Below are 16,065 nucleotides of genomic sequence, written 5' to 3' on the forward strand. Positions count from 1 at the left end.
CCCCCCCCCCAGATGTAGATGCTTCGGGGGGGGTGTTTTTTTTTCCCCCCCCCCCCCCCCCCCCCCCCCCCGCCCGGTTACGGGACCGGTGGCGACGCCACCGTGCCGCCCTGCCCGCCCGAGGTCAGGCGCAGGCCGATGCTGCTGGCACGATCCGCACCGCGCGCCTGCTCATGGCCCAGCAGCAGCGACAGGATCCAGCCGCGCTGGATCGCCACGTCCACACCGGCCTGCAGCGACAGCACATCATCGTTGTAGCTGCGCAGTGCCACCTGATAGTCCTGCGGCCGCGACCACGTCGCGTAGTTCAGCGACGCCATCCCGCGGTCCTGCAGTGCACGGCGGTACTCGATGCTCCAGAACGGACGCAGCCGCGTCTCCGCCGACGCCTGCGCGCTGCCCTCCAGGCCGAGGGCCAGCGTGCGGTTGTCGACGATCTGGCGCCCGTAGGCGAGATCCAGCACGCCCAGCCCGTGTTCGCGATACGCGTCCAGGGTGGTACGGCTGGCATCCCAGCGTGCGTAGCCGGTCAGGCGCGTGGTGGCCACCACCTGTTCGTAGCCCAGGCCGAACGAACCGAACCACTGCGTGCCATCGCGCCGCGCCTGCGCCAGCGCGTCGGCATCGGTGCTCCAGCGCTGCAGATCGAACTGCAGGTTGCCGGTGGCGATCATCGCGTCCACATACAGATGCGCGTTGCCACGCCACAGCCCGTACAGCGCCAGCGAACGCTGGTCGGCGCGCAGGCGGGTGCGGTCGTCGTCCTGGTCGCTGTCGTTGCGGCCCACGCTGCCGGCCACGCCGAGCAGCGCATGCTCGCCCAGGCGACGGTCCACGCCGACGCTCAGCCCATCGCTGCGCAGGTCGTAGCGGGCGCCTGCGGTTGCACCTGCGCGCCCATAGGTCGCCGTGCCCGAGGCCCAGCTGCCCCAGCCGGCCGGCAGCCACGCCGCGCCGGTGCCGAGTGCGCTGCCCAGCGGCAGCGACGTGGCCGTGGGGCCGCCACCGCCGCTGGAGAGCGACAGCGTGTTGCTGGCGGCATTGCCGCCGTCGCGCACCTGGCGCAGACGATCGCGGATGTTGCCCTGCTGTGCGTTGGCGAAGCGGACGCTGGCATCCACCTGTGCCTGCAGCAGCCCGGTCACGCCCGGGTCGCGGGTCGGGTCGGGACGCACATTGACCGACAGCCGCAGTTCCACGCGGGCTGCGGCGTACCCGCCGCTGGCGGCCTGCTGCGCAGTGATCACCGTGGTGCCTTCGGCATGCACGTGGACCGTGCGGCCCTCGATGCTGGCCACCGCCGGCGCGCTGCTGTGGAAGGTGAACGCACCGGGGCTGGCGCTGGTCGGCAGCGGCAGATCGAAGCTGCCCTGCTCCAGCACACGCGCCATGTCCGGCTGCCAGGCGAGTACCGGCACCGCCGCGGCAATGTCCACGTCGAGGCGCTGCTGCGTGGCGGCGTGGTGATTGCCATCGCCGGCCTGGTCGGCCGTCAGGCTGCAACGACCCGCCGACAGCATGAGCACCCGCGCGCCGTCGAGGCTGCACACCGCTGGCGTAGTGCTGGCGAACACGACCGGCTGCCCGGAGGCGCCGCCCTGCGCGCTCAGCAGGAAACTGCCGCCCGCACTGAACACGGGGCTGCCCGGATCGGCGACGAACGCGCTGATCGCCTGCGTGGCCTGCGCCACCGCGAAGCGGTAGTCCAGCGCGGCGGTAAAGCCATGCGCATCGCGGACCTCGACCTGCACGTCGAACGTGCCGGCCTGGGTGGCGGTGCCTTCAAGCAGGCCATCGGCCGTCAACCGCACACCCGGCGGCAGCGCGCCGGACAGCAGCCGGAACGCATAGGGGGCGACGCCGCCACGCACCGGCAGGCGCGTGCTCACGGCCTGCCCCAGGACGACCTCCGGCGGTGCGGTATCGCCCGGGAGGATCTGCGGCGCGTCCACCACCAGCACCACGCTGCGGCGGGCCTGGAACGGACCGTCGCCGGTGCTGCTGTCGGTGACCTCCACCTCGACGGTGAAGCGGCCGGCGACCACCGGCGTACCGGTGAGCTGGCCGGCCGGGGTCAGCGCCATGCCGGACGGCACTGCACCGCCCACCAGCGCGTACCGGTAGGGCGCTCTGCCGCCACGGCTGGTCAACGCCAGCGTGAACGCGCTGCCGGCAGTCGCCGCGCCCGGCGCGATGTCGTCGATCGCCACGCTCGGCGCGGCAACGGTGATGGTCACTGTTGCGGGTGCGGACGTGCTGAAGGCATCGCTGGCGGTGTACTCCACGCTGTCGGTACCGGCGTAACCGGCGTGCGGGGTGTAGCGCAGCGTGGCGCCCTGCACCTCCACGGTGCCGTGCTGCGGCGCGCGGACAATGTCGACACGGGTGGCCGTGCCCTGCAACGTCAGCGGCAGCACGGTGGCGGCCGCGCCGTAGGCGATGCCGATGCGGCTGTCCGCCGCGCCCAGCACCGGCAGCGGGGTGACCGCGGCCGAGGCGGCCGAGGCGGTGCCCTGCCCGTGCTCGCTGCGTGCAACCACGGTGAAGCGGTAGGCGGTGCCGTTGGCCAGGCCGGTCACTGTGATCGGCGAGCCGCTGCCGGTGGCGGTGATGCCGCCCGGTTGCGCGCTGACCGTGTAGTCGAGGATGGCGCCGCTGCCGGCGCGGGCCGGCGCAACGAAGTGCACCTGCACCTGCCCATCGGCCGCCACGCCGCGCACATCCATCGGCGCACCCGGCAGTTCGACGCCGACCAGCACCGCGACGGTGCTGCCCACACCCTGCAGCGCCGTCGCCGCGGCGGTGCCCTGGGCGTTGCGCAGGCTGCCGGCTGCCGCCTGCAGTGTCTCCACTGCGATTCCATCCTCATCCAGGTCGTCGGCCTGGACGGTGTAACCGAACCGCAGCACCGTGCCCTGTGCGTCGGCCGCCTGGGCGAGCAGCAGCGCCTCGCGCTGGTGCGCGCCGATGCGCAGCTGCAGCACCGGCGGTGCGCCAACCTGCAGCGCCTGATCGAAGCCGACCTGGAATTCCAGCACCTGCCCAGCCAGATAGCGGCCGGCCGCCGGCGGCGTCACCCGCAGCACGCGCGGGGCGTTCAGCACGGTCAGCGCGTCCGACGGTGCCGAGGCCGCGCCGCTGCCCACGCTGTTGATCGCGGTGACGGTGAAGCGCTGTGCGATACCGGTCGGGAGGCCGCCGATGCGCAGCGGACTGCCCGCGCCGCGCACACTCTGGCCGCCTGGCAGTGCCTGCAGCAGGTACCCGGTGATCGGGCTGCCACCGTCGAAGGCCGGCGCCACGAAATTGACCTCGGCGGTGTCGCTGGACACCAGCACCACCTGCACGATCGCCGCCGCGCCCGGCACCACGGCCCGTACCGCGAAGCGGTGCGAGACGCGTGCGGCCGCACGGGTGGCGGCGTCGCCGGGCTGGTCGGCATCGATGCCGCAGCTGCCGGCCGTCAGCAGGGTCAGCGTGCCATCGGCCGCGACACTGCACACCGCCGGCGTGGTGGTCGCCCACTGCACCGGCAGCAGGCTGCTGGCGGTGGCGGTCAGCCGTGGCGTCGTGCCCAGGTCCTGTGGACCCGGATCGGCGAACTGGATCTGCTGCTCGCCCATCGGCACCACCGGTGCCGACAGTGCCGAGGCCGCGCCCGTACCCGCCGTGTTGCGCGCCGCGACGGTGAAGCGGTACGCCGTTCCGTTGCGCAGGTCGGTCAGCACCGCCGGCGATTGCGCCACCGGGACCTGCAGGCCACCGGGCTGCACGGTGATCGTGTAGCCCAGCACCGTGCCGCCACCGTTCTGCAGCGGCGGATCGAAGGTCACGGTCGCGGTACCGTCGTCGGCACTGACGCCGGTGATGGTCGGCGCATCGGGGGCCACCGTGCCGACGGTGATGCCGGCGGTGGACCCGACACCGGCCAGGCTCAGCACGGCACTGATGCCGTCGGCGTTGCGCAGGGTGCCCCCGTTCAATCCGAGCGATTCGATCCCGATACCGTCCAGATCACGCTGGCCGGGCAGTACGGTGTAACGGAAACCAAGCGTGGTGCCGCCCGAACCGGCGTCATACTGCGCCGCCACGCGCTCGCTGCCGATCACCAGCATCAGCTGCGGCGTGCCGGTGACCAGCACCGGCTGATCGAAGACCAGCTGGAACGCCAGCGTGTCGCCGGCCGCGTAGTGGCCGGCAGCCGGCACCTGCACGGCCGTCATGCGCGGCACGCCCGGCAGGGTCACCGGGTTGGACGCCAGCGACAGCGCGCCCGGCCCACTGGCGGTGCGCGCACGCACCAGGAAGGTGTAGGTACTCCCGGGCTGCAGGCCGGCGACCCGCACCGGGCTGGCAGCGCCGGTCACCACGGCCGCCCCCGGCAGGGTGATGACCTCGTAAGTGGTGATGGGCGAGCCGCCGGTGGAGGCAGGCGCATCGAAGTACACATCCGCCCCGGTCGCACCGACCCGTTCGGCGCGGCGCATGGTCGGTGCCGACGCCGTAGCGGGCACCACGAAGAAGGAAAGCAGCACCGACGGAGCCCGGGCGATGCTGGCGGTGCCCGGCTGATCGGCCATGAGATTGCAGTAGCCGGTGGTCAGCAGCCTGACGCTGTTGCCTCCTTCGATCGCGCACACCAGAGGCGTGTAGCTGGTGTACTGCACCGGCAGGCCGCTGCTGGCCGTGGCAGTCAACGGCACCAGCATGCCCACATCCTGCCCGCTGACGCCCGTGAAGGAGATCGTCTGGCTGGCCTGCGGAATGAGCGTGTTGCTCGGGTCCGACTCCGGGCCCACCTGGGCGCCGTTCTCGGCACGCACGCGGAACTGCACCGGCACGCCGTTGGCCAGCCCGGGGACGCGGATCGGCGAGCCAGTTCCGGTCGCCTGTACCCCGCTGCTGGCCGTCACCACGTACCGGCTGATCGGCGCCCCGCCCGTGCCGGACGGCGCCTGGAACGAAACGCTGGCTTCGCCATCGCCACCGGTGGCGACCACTGCGGTGGGAGCGTCCGGTATCCCCGCCCTCACGGTGCCGCTGTAGCTGACCCACGTGGTGGCGTTGGCGGCGTCGGTCACGGTAACGGTGGCGTTGTACGTGCCGGACTCGCTGGGCGCGCCCGTCAGGCGTCCGCTCGAGGACAGCAGGAGACCGGTGGGCAGGCGCCCGCCCGTGACGGTGAACGCATAGGGCGGGGTGCCACCGCTGGCGATGAGGGTCAGGTCGATGCTGTTGCCGACCGTCATGGCCGGCAGCGGAAGCGACGGTGCCGTCAACGGCGGGGCCGTCGAACTGGTGCACTGCAGGTTCACCCCGTCGATGAAGCCATTGCTGGTGATGACGTTGACGAACAGCCCGTTGCTGGTCAGGAAGTTCGCCGGCAGGGTGATCGAATGCGGACCGGTAGTACCGCCGGAGGTCCGGTAGTCGTACGCCTGCGGGATCGCCCCTTGGCCGCCCAGGATCACCGCGTCGGAGCCCGATGAGTCGTTGCGCGGGCCACGTCCGTTGTCCCGGAACGTTACCGTGAGCGTGTCGCCCGGCAGGAACCGCGTCGGCATCTGGTTGCTCGTCATCGGGATTCGGCCGTTCAGGCCGTTGACTGTGGTGCAGCCCGCCGACTCGGCACTGGCCAGACCAATGCCGGCGATCAGCTGCAGCATCCCCACGCTCACCCACGCCAGCGCGCGCGCCAGCCTTCCCTTCCCTGAAACCGGCATCCGCACTCTTCCCGCATCCGTTCAGCGCATCTCGTCCTGACCTTGTCGGCCGGACGGTCGCGGTGATGATCCTGATCACACAGCCCCCGACGGCGACCGTGGTGACGGCTGGCGCGATCGGGAAGCTCCCCCTGATACCGACCCGATAACGGTCGGTTGGACCGGAACTGTAAAGAATTGTGAAGACGGTCGCAAATAGCGACCGCTACTGCGGATTACTCGAAGGAGCCGACCGAGTCGTGCGACAGGTTGTCGAACCGGGTGTATTCGCCGAAGAACTTGAGCTTGCACGAGCCGGTGGGACCACCACGGTGCTTGCCGATGATGATCTCGGCCAGCCCCTTGTCCGGCGAGTTTTCCTTGTTGTAGTAGTCGTCGCGGTAGATGAAGACAATCATGTCCGCGTCCTGCTCGATAGCGCCGGATTCGCGAAGATCGGCCATCACCGGGCGCTTGTCGGTACGCGTTTCCAGCGAGCGGTTGAGCTGGGACAGTGCGATCACCGGCACATTCAGTTCCTTGGCCAGGCCCTTCAGCGACCGCGAGATCTCCGAGATTTCGGTTGCGCGGTTCTCGCTGTTGCCCGGCACGCTCATCAGCTGCAGGTAGTCGATCACGATCAGGCCCAGATCGTGCTCGCGCTTGAGGCGGCGGCACTTGGAACGCAGGATCTCCGGCGACACGCCCGGCGTGTCATCGATGAAGATCTTGGTTTCCTTCAGCATCCGGATCGCGCCGGTGACGCGGCTCCAGTCCTCGTCCTCGAGCTGGCCGGTACGCAGACGCTGGGCGTTGATGCGGCCGTTGGAGGAAATCAGACGCATCGCCAGCTGCGAGGCCGACATTTCCATCGAGAACACCGCCACGCCCTTCTTGGACTTGATTGCGGCGTACTCGGCGATGTTCAGCGCGAAGGTGGTCTTGCCCATTGCCGGACGTGCGGCCAGGATGATCAGGTCGGTCGGCTGCAGGCCGGCGGTCATCGCATCGAAGTCGGCGTAGCCGGTCGGCAGGCCGGTGATGTTGCCGCCGTTCTCGAAGCGGTTGCGCAGTTCCTCGAAGGCATCCTTCAGCGCGCCGGGCATCGCCACGAAATCGGTACGGCCACGCGCGCCCTGTTCGGCGATCGCGAACACGGACTTTTCCGCCGCCGACAGCAGTTCGCTGCTCTCGCGGCCTTCCGGCTGGAAACCGTCGTTGACGATGTCGGTACCGACCTGGATCAGCTGCCGCAGCACCGCCTTGTCGCGCACGATCTCGGCATAGGCGGCGATGTTGGCCGCCGAGGGCGTGGTGCTGGCCAGTTCGATCAGGTACGCGCCGTCGCCGACCAGCTCCATCTTGCCCTGCGACTCGAACCACTCGCCCAGGGTGACCGCATCGAACGGCCGATCGCGCTCGGACAGCTCGCGGATCGCCCGGTAGATCATCTGGTGATCGCGGCGGTAGAAGTCGGTTTCGGTCAACTGGTCGTTGACCCGGTCGTAGCTTTCCGGCGCCAGCATCAAGCCGCCCAGCACCGCCTGTTCGGCCTCGATCGAATGCGGCGGAACGCGCAATGCATCAATGCGCATCTCGTCGCGGTCGAAGCGGTCACCGCGGTCTTTGCGGTCGGAACGGAAGCCAGAACGGGCGGACATGGGGGCGTACTTCCTGCGGGGTATGTGGCGTTGGACATGGTAGGCACGCAGCGACTGCCGCAGCCATGCACAACCCTGTGGATAAGCGGTGGATGACCTGGGGGCACATCGGCGGTGGCCGGCAGCATCGGCCGGGGCCGTCGCAGTGGAGGCGACGGGCGCCGTTGCGGCACCCGTCGAGGGACATTATCGCAGATGCACCCGACTCAATGCTGACCGCCGTGCGTATCGATCCAGGCCAGGAACCGGTCGACGAAGCCCTGCAGGAATGTCTGCGTGCCCGCGTTGGTGATCGTGCCCTGTGCGTCGATCAGGCCCTCCTTGAAGTGCAGGAAGGCTTCCGGCTGACCCAGCACGGGCATGTCCAGGTAGGCCAGGATGTTGCGCAGGTGCTGCTGGGCCAGGGCCGTGCCGATCACCCCGACCGAGGCGCCGATGACCGCGGCCGGCTTGCCGGCGAAGGCGCTGTCGCCGTAGGGCCGCGAGCCCAGGTCGATGGCGTTCTTGAGCACGCCCGGCACCGAGCGGTTGTATTCGGGTGTGACGAACAGCACCGCGTCGGCCTGGCGGATCTGCTGCTTCAGGCGCACGCCCTGCGCCGGATAGTCGCTGTCGAAATCCTGGTTGTACAGCGGCAGATCGCCGATCTGTACGTAGTCGAAGCGGGCCTTGCCGGCCGCGAGCTTCTCCAGCGCGTGGGCCAGCGCCTGGTTGTGCGAGCCCTTGCGCAGGCTGCCCACCAGCACGGCGATCTTGAATTCAGGCATGAAGGCATCTCCAGTCGTGGGAATGCCCAGCCTAGGCGGCGTCGCCTTCGCGAGCGGTGAAGGCGACACCGGGTGCAGCGCAGCGGCCTATCAGCCGCGCGTGACGTCCGCCCGGACCTGCTGCCAATGCGCCTGCCAGGCCTGGAACATCAGCACGTTCCACAGGTGCGTATGCCATTTGCGTTCGCCCTGCTGGAACTGCTGCCACAGCGGCGCCACCGCCGCCACGTCGAACACGCCTTCGGCGGCCAGCCGCGCCGGGTCGAGCAGTTCGTCCGCCCAGCCGCGCAGGTCGCCCTTGAGCCACTCGCTGACCGGTGCGCCGAACCCGCGCTTGGGCCGGTGCACCATGTCCTGTGGCACATAGCGGCCCAGCACGCGCTTGAGCAGGTACTTGCTGACCCCATCGCGGTGCTTGAGCGCCATCGGCAACGACCAGGCGAACTCGGCCACCCGCCAGTCCAGCAGCGGCGCACGCGCCTCCAGGCTCACCGCCATGCTGGTGCGGTCCACCTTGCACAGCAGGTCATCGGGCAGGTAGGTGCTGAAATCGGCCAGCATCATCGCGTCGGCCGGCGAGCCGGCACCGTGCAGCGGGTCGGCCAGGTCATAGAAGCTGCCGGCGGCCGTGGCGCCCGGCACCGCGGCCACCGGATCGCGCCAGCGCGTGATGCGGTTGCGGTACACATCACCAATGCCACGCGCGCCGGCTTCGGCCAGCAGCGCGGCAAGCCCGCCGGTACGCGAGGCCTCGCCCTGCCCGCGCGCGCGTGCGGCCATCCAGCGTCGCAGCGGCGCCGGCACCCGGCCCAGCATCGTCCAGTTGCGCAGCGCGCGCTGGTAGCGGCCGTAGCCGAAGAACAGCTCGTCGCCCCCGTCGCCGGACAGCGCCACCGTGACCTTGCCACGGGCCAGCCGTGCCACCAGCGCGGTGGGCACCTGCGAGGCATCGGCGAACGGCTCGTCGAACATCGCCGGGAGCGTCGGCACCACCGCCAGCGCATCGGCACCACTGACGTACAGCTCGGTGTGGTCGCACTGCAGGTGGGTGGCCAGCGCCTTGGCGAGCGGCGCCTCGTCGTGGTGCGATCCCTCGAAGCCGATGCTGAAACTGTGGATCGGTGTGGGCGACTGCGCCTGCATCAGCGCGGCAACCACGGACGAATCGGTGCCGCCGGACAGGAACACGCCCACCGGCACGTCGGCCACCATGCGCAGCGCCACCGCATCGCGCAGGATCGCATCCAGCCGTTCCTCGGCCTCGTCATCGCTGCCGACGAACGGCGCCGCGAGCGCCTGCTGCATGCGCTCGCGCGCATTCCAGAACGGCTGCTGCATCTGGTCCGGGCGATGCGCGGCGGCGCCTGCGGCGACCGCCTGCGCATCCAGCCGCAGCACCCGCCCGGGCAGCAGCTTGAAGCAGCGCTCGTGGATGCAGTGCGGGGCCGGGATGTAGTCCAGGCGCAGCAGCAGGGTCAGCGCGTCGCGGTCCACGCCGTTGTCGAAGTCCGGGTGTTGCCAGAGCGCCTTCAGCTCCGAGCCGAACACCAGCGCGTTGCCGGCCCAGCCGTAGTACAGCGGCTTCTTGCCGACCCGGTCGCGGGCCAGCCACAGGCACTGCTCGGTACGGTCCCACAGGGCGATGGCGAACATGCCATTGCTCCGCTGCAGGGTGTCGTCCAGCCCCCACTGGCTGATCGCGGCCAGCAGCACCTCGGTGTCCGAGTGCCCGCGGAAGCCGTGGCCCAGCGCCTCCAGGTCGGCACGCAGCGAGGCGAAGTTGTAGACCTCGCCGTTGTAGGCCAGCACGTAGCGGCCGTCGGCCGAGGCCATCGGCTGATGGCCCAGCGGCGACAGGTCCAGGATGCTCAGCCGGCGGTGGGCCAGTGCGATGCCCGCGGCCGCATCGGCCCAGACGCCACTGTCGTCCGGCCCGCGATGGACCATCGCATCGCCCATCGCGCGCGCCCGGTGTTCCAGTGTTGCCTGCTCCAGCCCGGGAGCGGGCAGCAGCATTCCTGCCAATCCACACATGCGTCAGAGATCCTGCGCCAACACCCGTGCGGCGCTCAGGACCGCATTGTCGCTTGGAAGCACCGAGATTGCTGCCCCCGCCAATGGCGTATAGGTGTCGGCACCGCAGACCCGCTGCAGCGGCAGGTGGCCCAGCCCGGCCTCGACCAGCGCGGTGATGATGCCCTCCCCCACCCCGGCGCTGTGGCGGCCCTCGTCCACCACCAGGACGCGCTGGGCGGTGGCGCCCTGCTCGGCGATGAAGCCCGCATTGAGCGGCACCAGCCAGCGCAGGTCGACCACGCGCACCTGCCAGCCCAGCGCCGCCTCGATGTCGCGCGCGGCGCGCAGGCTCATCGGCACGCCATTGCCGAAGGTGAAGATCACCAGGTCGTTGGCCTCCGGCGCGTACACGCGGCCCTCCCCGGGCAGCATCGCCGGCTGCCCAGGGGCCGGGTAGTCGAACAGCCATTGACCATCGCCCGGCGCATGCAGGTCCTTGGTCATGTACAGCGCGATCGGCTCGAGGAACACCGCCACGCGGCCGTCCACCTGGCCGAGTGCAGCCAGGGTGCGCAGCATCTGCACCGCATCGTCGCCCCGCGAGGGGCACCCCACCACCAGGCCGGGAATGTCGCGCAGCGCGGTGATCGAGTTGTCGTTGTGGAAGTGGCCGCCGAAGCCTTTCTGGTAGCCGAGCCCGGCCACGCGCACCAGCATCGGGTTGCGGTACTGGTCGTTGGAGAAGAACTGCAGCGAGCACGCCTCGCCGCGCAGCTGGTCGATCGCGTTGTGCAGATAGGCCAGGTACTGGATCTCCGGGATCGGCAGCATGCCCAGGTTGGCCAGGCCCTGGGCCATGCCCAGGATCATGGTTTCGTCCAGCAGCGTGTTGAACACCCTGCGTGGGCCGAATGCCTTGAGCAGCCCCTTGCTGACGGTGTACACGCCACCCTTCTGGGCCACGTCCTCGCCGAACAGCAGGGTCGAGGGATACTTGGCCATCAGCTCGTGCAGCGCCTGGTTGATCTGGATCGCCAGGTGGCGCGGTGGCAGGTGTTCGGGCAGCTGCGCCGCACCGCCGTGGGCCGCCTCGCGCGCCGCCGGGGCCGGCAGGCGCTCGGCTTCCGCCCGCACAGCGGCAGGCGAGTACGGCGCCAGCGGCGCGATGATGTCGTCCAGTGCCGACAATTTCGGCCGGCGATCGGCCTCGTCTGCGGCCGCGAAGCAGCGTTGCCGCACGGCCTCGTACGCCGCCAGCAACGCGTCCGGGGTCATCCAGCCCGAGGCCAGCGCGATCTGCGCCGAGCGCAGCAGCGGGTCGGCCGCTTCGGCCGCGCACAGTTCCGGCAGCGGCCGCCATTCGATTTCGAAATCGGTGCCGGCATGGCCCATCAACCGCGTGGTGCGCAGGTGCAGGAAGGTCGGCCGCCGCGTCTGCCGGCAATGCGCCAGCGCGCGCTGGACTGCGTCATGCCCGTTGGCCAGGTCCAGGCCATCGGCGAAGAAGTAGTCCAGGCCCGGTCGGTGGCCGAAGCTCGCGGCGATCCAGCCCTCCGGGGTCTTCACCGAGATGCCGATGCCGTTGTCCTCGCAGACGAACAGGATGGGCGCCGGCAGCCGCTGGTGCGCGGCCCACGCCGCGGTGTTGAACGCGGTCTGGGCGGAGGCGTGGTTGGCCGATGCGTCGCCGAACGAGCAGATCACCACGCTGTCGTCGGGAATCGGCAGGCGATGGCCGATGCGCCGCCCGCTCTCGATCGCCATCGCCGTGCCCAGCGCCTTGGGCAGGTGCGAGGCGATGGTGGAGGTCTGCGGCAGCACCCACAGCGGCTTGCTGCCCCACACCTTGTGACGGCCGCCGCTGGCCGGATCGTCGCGGCTGGCCGCGAAGGACAGCGCCGCATCCATCACCGGGTCCATCCCCGGCAGCTTGCGGAACCGTTCGGCCATGAAGCCGCCGGAGCGGTAATGCAGGAACGCCGGATCGGTATGCCGGGCCAGGCGCGCCACCAGCGCATTGCCCTCGTGCCCGGCCGAGCCGATCGTGTAGAAGACCTTGTTCTGCACGCGCAGCACGCGCGCCATCAGGTCCAGGTGGCGGCTGATCAGCTGGGACTCGAGCAGCTCACCGAAGCCCTGGGCGTCCAGCGTGCTGCCGGGCAGGATCGGCGCGCCGGGGTCGGGCCGTGGCACGGCCGGGCCGCGCCACTGCTGCACGAACTCGATGAAGTTGGTATCGCAGATCTCGGCCCGGTTGAGGCCTTTCATGCGTGCGGGAATCGGATCGGGAACCACGGCAAACATCCATCACCCTCCGTGAGGTGCTGCGGAAACGATCAAACGTGCCGGTCAGACCGGCTGTAGGAGCAACGCCTGCACCTGCGGCGACACCGGCGGCATCGGCACGAAACCAGGCTGCGCGCGCACGCGCAGCAGCCAGGCCAGCACGGCCGGATATGGCACCAGCGTCACGCCACCATCGGCGGCGACATCGGTATAGGCGAACAGCGCGATGTCGGCGATGCCGTAGCGGCGGCCGCTGAACCACTCGGCCTGTGCCAGGTGCTCTTCCATGACCGCCAGCGCCTGTGCGGCACGTGCGTGCAGCTGCGGCAGCTCGGCGCGGCGCGGGGAATCGATGGCGGTCCAGCCGCGGATGAAGCGGGCCACGGCCACGCACGGCTCGTGGCTGTACTGCTCGAAGAACATCCAGCGCAGCGTCTGCGCGCGCTCCCAGCCGTCGGTGGACAGGTACGGCGTGCCCTCGGCCAGCCAGAACAGGATGGCATTGGACTCGGGCAGCACCCGGCCGTCGTCGCGCTGCACCAGCGGCACTTTGGCGTTGGGGTTCAGGGCCAGGAACCCGGGCGTGTGGGTCTGCCCGTTCGCGCTGTCCACTTCCACCCACTCGTAGCGGCTGCCGAGGTGTTCCAGCAGCATGCGCACCTTGTGGCAGTTGCCCGACACGGACATGCCATACACCGTCAACGGAGCCCGCACCGACGTCATTGCCACCCTCTCGGATCAGTTGCGGGCGGTCTACCCGCAGCCGCGAGTCTGGCCGCAAGCAGGCGGGCTTGCCAAGCGCGGGTGCAGCATCCTGCTCACGCCTGGCGGCGCTGCCGCCATTGCGCGCGCGACTGGCCCCAGATTTCCATCGGGACACCTGCGTGCGGCGGCGGCAGTTCGCCCATGCGCAGCAGCGTGCTGCCGAGCTTGCGCGCCACGGCCTGGGAATTGAGGTTGGACGGCTCGATGGTGTGGATCACCTCCTCCCAGCCCAGGGTGTCGAACGCCCAGTCGATGCTGGCCACCGCTGCCTCGGGCGCGTATCCCTTGCCCCAGCTCTCGCGACGGATGCTCCAGCCCACTTCGGTGCCGGGCCAGTCCAGCGGCTGCCACGGCCCCATCCGCCCGACCCACGCGCCGGTTGCCTTCTCGATCACCGAGAACATCGAGAAGCCATACAGGTGCCAACTGCCCACCAGGCAGCTGAAGCTGCGCCAGGCCTGCGACGGCGGCATCACGCCGCCGAGGTGCTGCATCACCTCCGGGTCGCTGCAGAAGCGCAGGAAGGCATCGAAGTCCTCCACACGCGGCGGGCGCAGGATCAGGCGGTCGGTTTCCAGGGCAAGATCGACAATGCTCATGCGGCGGTCCCGTTGGCGACGCCGGTCATGATCGCAGAACGTGGGCCGCACGGCAGGCCCCGAAACGCGACACGCCGGCGCGGGGCCGGCGTGTCGTCGATGCATCGGGGGGAGAGGTGGCCGTTACTGCCGGTTGGCATCCAGCGACGCGGTCTGGGTGACCAGCTGCCCATCGATCACCGGCAGGCGATCGCTGCTGGGCTTGTTGTCCATCTTCACGGTCTTTTCGACGCCGTCGTAGCGGTAGGTCACGTTGTAACCGGTGACCGCTTTGCTGGTGCCCATCGCGATGCGGTTGCCCGGCTTGCTGGCCATGCGCATGGTGCCGGTGGTGCCGTCCTCATTGCGGTAGGTCACGTTGTAGCCGGTGACGCGGGTCGACTCGGAGGTAGCCGTTTCGGTGTGGCACTGGCGCTCGGTGCGGTTGACCACGCGGCCACCGACGTGGCGCTTGTCCACCTGGTTGCCGATCATGCCGCCGGCCACCGCACCGGCGGCGGTCGCTGCCTTCTTGCCGTTGCCGCCACCGACCTGGTTGCCCAGCAGGCCACCGATCACCGCACCGGCCACGGTGCCGCCGACGTTGCCGTCGCGCTCGGGCAGGCGTTCCTGCACCACCACGTCCTGGCAGACCTCGTGCGGGGTCTGCGTGGTCGACGTCTCGCGCACCGGCTCGGTGCCGATCACGGTGGCGTAGGCTTTCTCCTTGCGGGTCAGCGGATCGACCTTGACCACGTCGGCGTATTCCAGCTTGCCGGCCTTGTCTTCCAGGGCCACGGCGTCGGTGCGTGCGCCGTCATCGGTGAGCGGGGTGGTGTCCAGGGTGGGCCGGCTCTGCGCGGCGGTCGTGGCGTCCGGCGAGGAGCTGCCGCTCTTCATGAAAGCAGCGGTGGCGATGCCGCCAACGAGCAGCGCGCCAGCGGCGACCAGGGCAGTGGTGGTAGTACTTTTCATAACCGGCTCCTTGCGGACGATCCGCAACGTTCTTGAGCGAATTCCAGCATGGCGCGCCTGAACGGAATCTCCACAGTCCCTGCACACCGCGTTACCCCATTCAGGTTCTGTCGCAGCAAGGCCCGTGATAGCGTTTACACCATCTGTCGAGGAGTGCGTCATGGCCAATCCCCTGCTGCTGCCCGTGCTCGAATGGGCGCGCCGCCTGCGCTACCCCACCCTGTTCAAGCTCACCGCGGGTCTGTTCGCGCTGACCTTGTTCATTCCCGATCCTGTGCCCTTCGTCGATGAGATCCTGCTGGGGCTGGGTACGCTGCTGCTGGCCAACTGGAAAACACGCGGCAACAGGACGCCGCCGTCGCTGCCGGCCAAGCGCCGCGCGTGAACCTGGTCGACAGCCACTGCCATCTGGACGCGGGCGAGTTCGACGAGGATCGACTGCAGGTGATTGAACGCGCGCGCGCCGTGGGCGTGCGCACGCAGGTGGTGCCGGCAGTCACCGCCGCCAGCTGGCCGGCGCTGCGCGAGACCTGCCGGCTCGCCGATGGCCTGCATCCGGCCTATGGCCTGCACCCGATGTTCCTCGATCAGCACCGGCCCGAGCACCTCGATGACCTGCGCACGTGGATTGCACGCGAGCGGCCGTGCGCGGTGGGCGAGTGCGGCCTGGACTTCTTCGTGGAGGGGCTGGATGTGGAACAGCAGCAGTTCTATTTCCTCGGCCAGCTGCGCCTGGCGCGCGAATTCGACCTGCCGGTGATCGTGCATGCGCGCCGTGCGGTGGACGCGGTGATCGCCGCGATCAAACAGGTGGGCGGTCTGCGTGGTGTGGTGCACAGCTTTCCCGGCAGCCCCGAGCAGGCCGCGCAGCTGCACGCGCAGGGCTTCCTGCTGGGCCTCGGCGGCCCGCTCACCTACGAACGGGCCCAGCGCCTGCAGCGCCTCGTGGCGCAGATGCCACTGGAACAGCTGCTGCTGGAAACCGACGCCCCCGACCAGCCCGACGCCGGCATCCGCGGCCAGCGCAACGAACCGGCGCGGCTGCCGGTGATCCTGGAGACGGTGGCGCGGCTGCGCGGTCAGCCAGCAGAAGACATCGCCGCGCAGACCACGGCAAACGCACGCCGCCTGTTCGCCCTGTAGAGCCGGGCTCTGCCCGGCTGCCATAGGCGCGAACCCAAACCACCAACACGTCAGCCCGTAGAGCCGGGCTCTGCCCGGCTGCCTTTGGCGCGAACCCGAAATACCCCGCACACCCGCGCACCGCGCGCGCGTCCAACCCGGGAGAGGCCGGCGCTCCTTCCGCCAGGGAGAG

General features: G+C 69.9%; 10 protein-coding genes. 2 read left to right on the forward strand and 8 right to left on the reverse strand.

Annotated features, from left to right (window positions below):
- Window positions 1–77: 77 nt before the first annotated feature.
- The 8 genes from ACO6VK_RS19985 to ACO6VK_RS20020 form a co-directional block, all read right to left on the reverse strand.
- The gene (locus tag ACO6VK_RS19985; RefSeq protein ID WP_422510217.1) at window positions 78–5,723 is read right to left on the reverse strand and encodes a fibronectin type III domain-containing protein; all 5,646 of its coding nucleotides are present in this window, start codon (window positions 5,721–5,723) and stop codon (window positions 78–80) included.
- 215 nt (window positions 5,724–5,938) lie between these two features.
- Window positions 5,939–7,363: a replicative DNA helicase gene (locus tag ACO6VK_RS19990; RefSeq protein ID WP_017357569.1), complete on the reverse strand. Its 1,425-nt coding sequence runs from the start codon at window positions 7,361–7,363 to the stop codon at window positions 5,939–5,941.
- A 206-nt stretch (window positions 7,364–7,569) separates the two neighbouring features.
- Window positions 7,570–8,130, reverse strand: a complete 561-nt coding sequence (locus ACO6VK_RS19995) for an NADPH-dependent FMN reductase (protein ID WP_422510220.1) — start codon at window positions 8,128–8,130, stop codon at window positions 7,570–7,572.
- 90 nt (window positions 8,131–8,220) lie between these two features.
- Window positions 8,221–10,164 carry an asparagine synthase (glutamine-hydrolyzing) gene (asnB, locus tag ACO6VK_RS20000; protein ID WP_422510222.1) on the reverse strand — a complete coding sequence of 648 codons (1,944 nt, stop codon included), beginning with the start codon at window positions 10,162–10,164 and terminating at the stop codon, window positions 8,221–8,223.
- 3 nt (window positions 10,165–10,167) lie between these two features.
- Window positions 10,168–12,450 (reverse strand): thiamine pyrophosphate-dependent enzyme, encoded by a 2,283-nt coding sequence (locus ACO6VK_RS20005; protein ID WP_422510224.1) that lies wholly within the window; start codon window positions 12,448–12,450, stop codon window positions 10,168–10,170.
- Window positions 12,451–12,495: 45 nt separating this feature from the next.
- Window positions 12,496–13,155, reverse strand: a complete 660-nt coding sequence (locus ACO6VK_RS20010; protein WP_422510226.1) for a glutathione S-transferase family protein — start codon at window positions 13,153–13,155, stop codon at window positions 12,496–12,498.
- Window positions 13,156–13,250: 95 nt separating this feature from the next.
- Window positions 13,251–13,796: a GNAT family N-acetyltransferase gene (locus tag ACO6VK_RS20015; RefSeq protein ID WP_422510228.1), complete on the reverse strand. Its 546-nt coding sequence runs from the start codon at window positions 13,794–13,796 to the stop codon at window positions 13,251–13,253.
- Between the two features lie 123 nt (window positions 13,797–13,919).
- Window positions 13,920–14,750: a glycine zipper 2TM domain-containing protein gene (locus ACO6VK_RS20020; protein WP_422510230.1), complete on the reverse strand. Its 831-nt coding sequence runs from the start codon at window positions 14,748–14,750 to the stop codon at window positions 13,920–13,922.
- Between the two features lie 160 nt (window positions 14,751–14,910).
- Here ACO6VK_RS20020 and ACO6VK_RS20025 point away from each other — a divergent pair, with 160 nt between their 5' ends.
- A complete protein-coding gene (locus ACO6VK_RS20025; protein ID WP_422510232.1) occupies window positions 14,911–15,135 on the forward strand; it encodes a DUF6116 family protein in 225 nt (74 codons plus the stop codon).
- Window positions 15,132–15,893 carry a TatD family hydrolase gene (locus ACO6VK_RS20030; RefSeq protein WP_422510234.1) on the forward strand — a complete coding sequence of 254 codons (762 nt, stop codon included), beginning with the start codon at window positions 15,132–15,134 and terminating at the stop codon, window positions 15,891–15,893. Before ACO6VK_RS20025 ends, ACO6VK_RS20030 begins: the two co-directional genes overlap by 4 nt.
- The last annotated feature ends 172 nt before the right edge of the window (window positions 15,894–16,065 follow it).

Source organism: Stenotrophomonas sp. GZD-301 (genome assembly GCF_049310345.1).
GTDB lineage: Bacteria > Pseudomonadota > Gammaproteobacteria > Xanthomonadales > Xanthomonadaceae > Stenotrophomonas.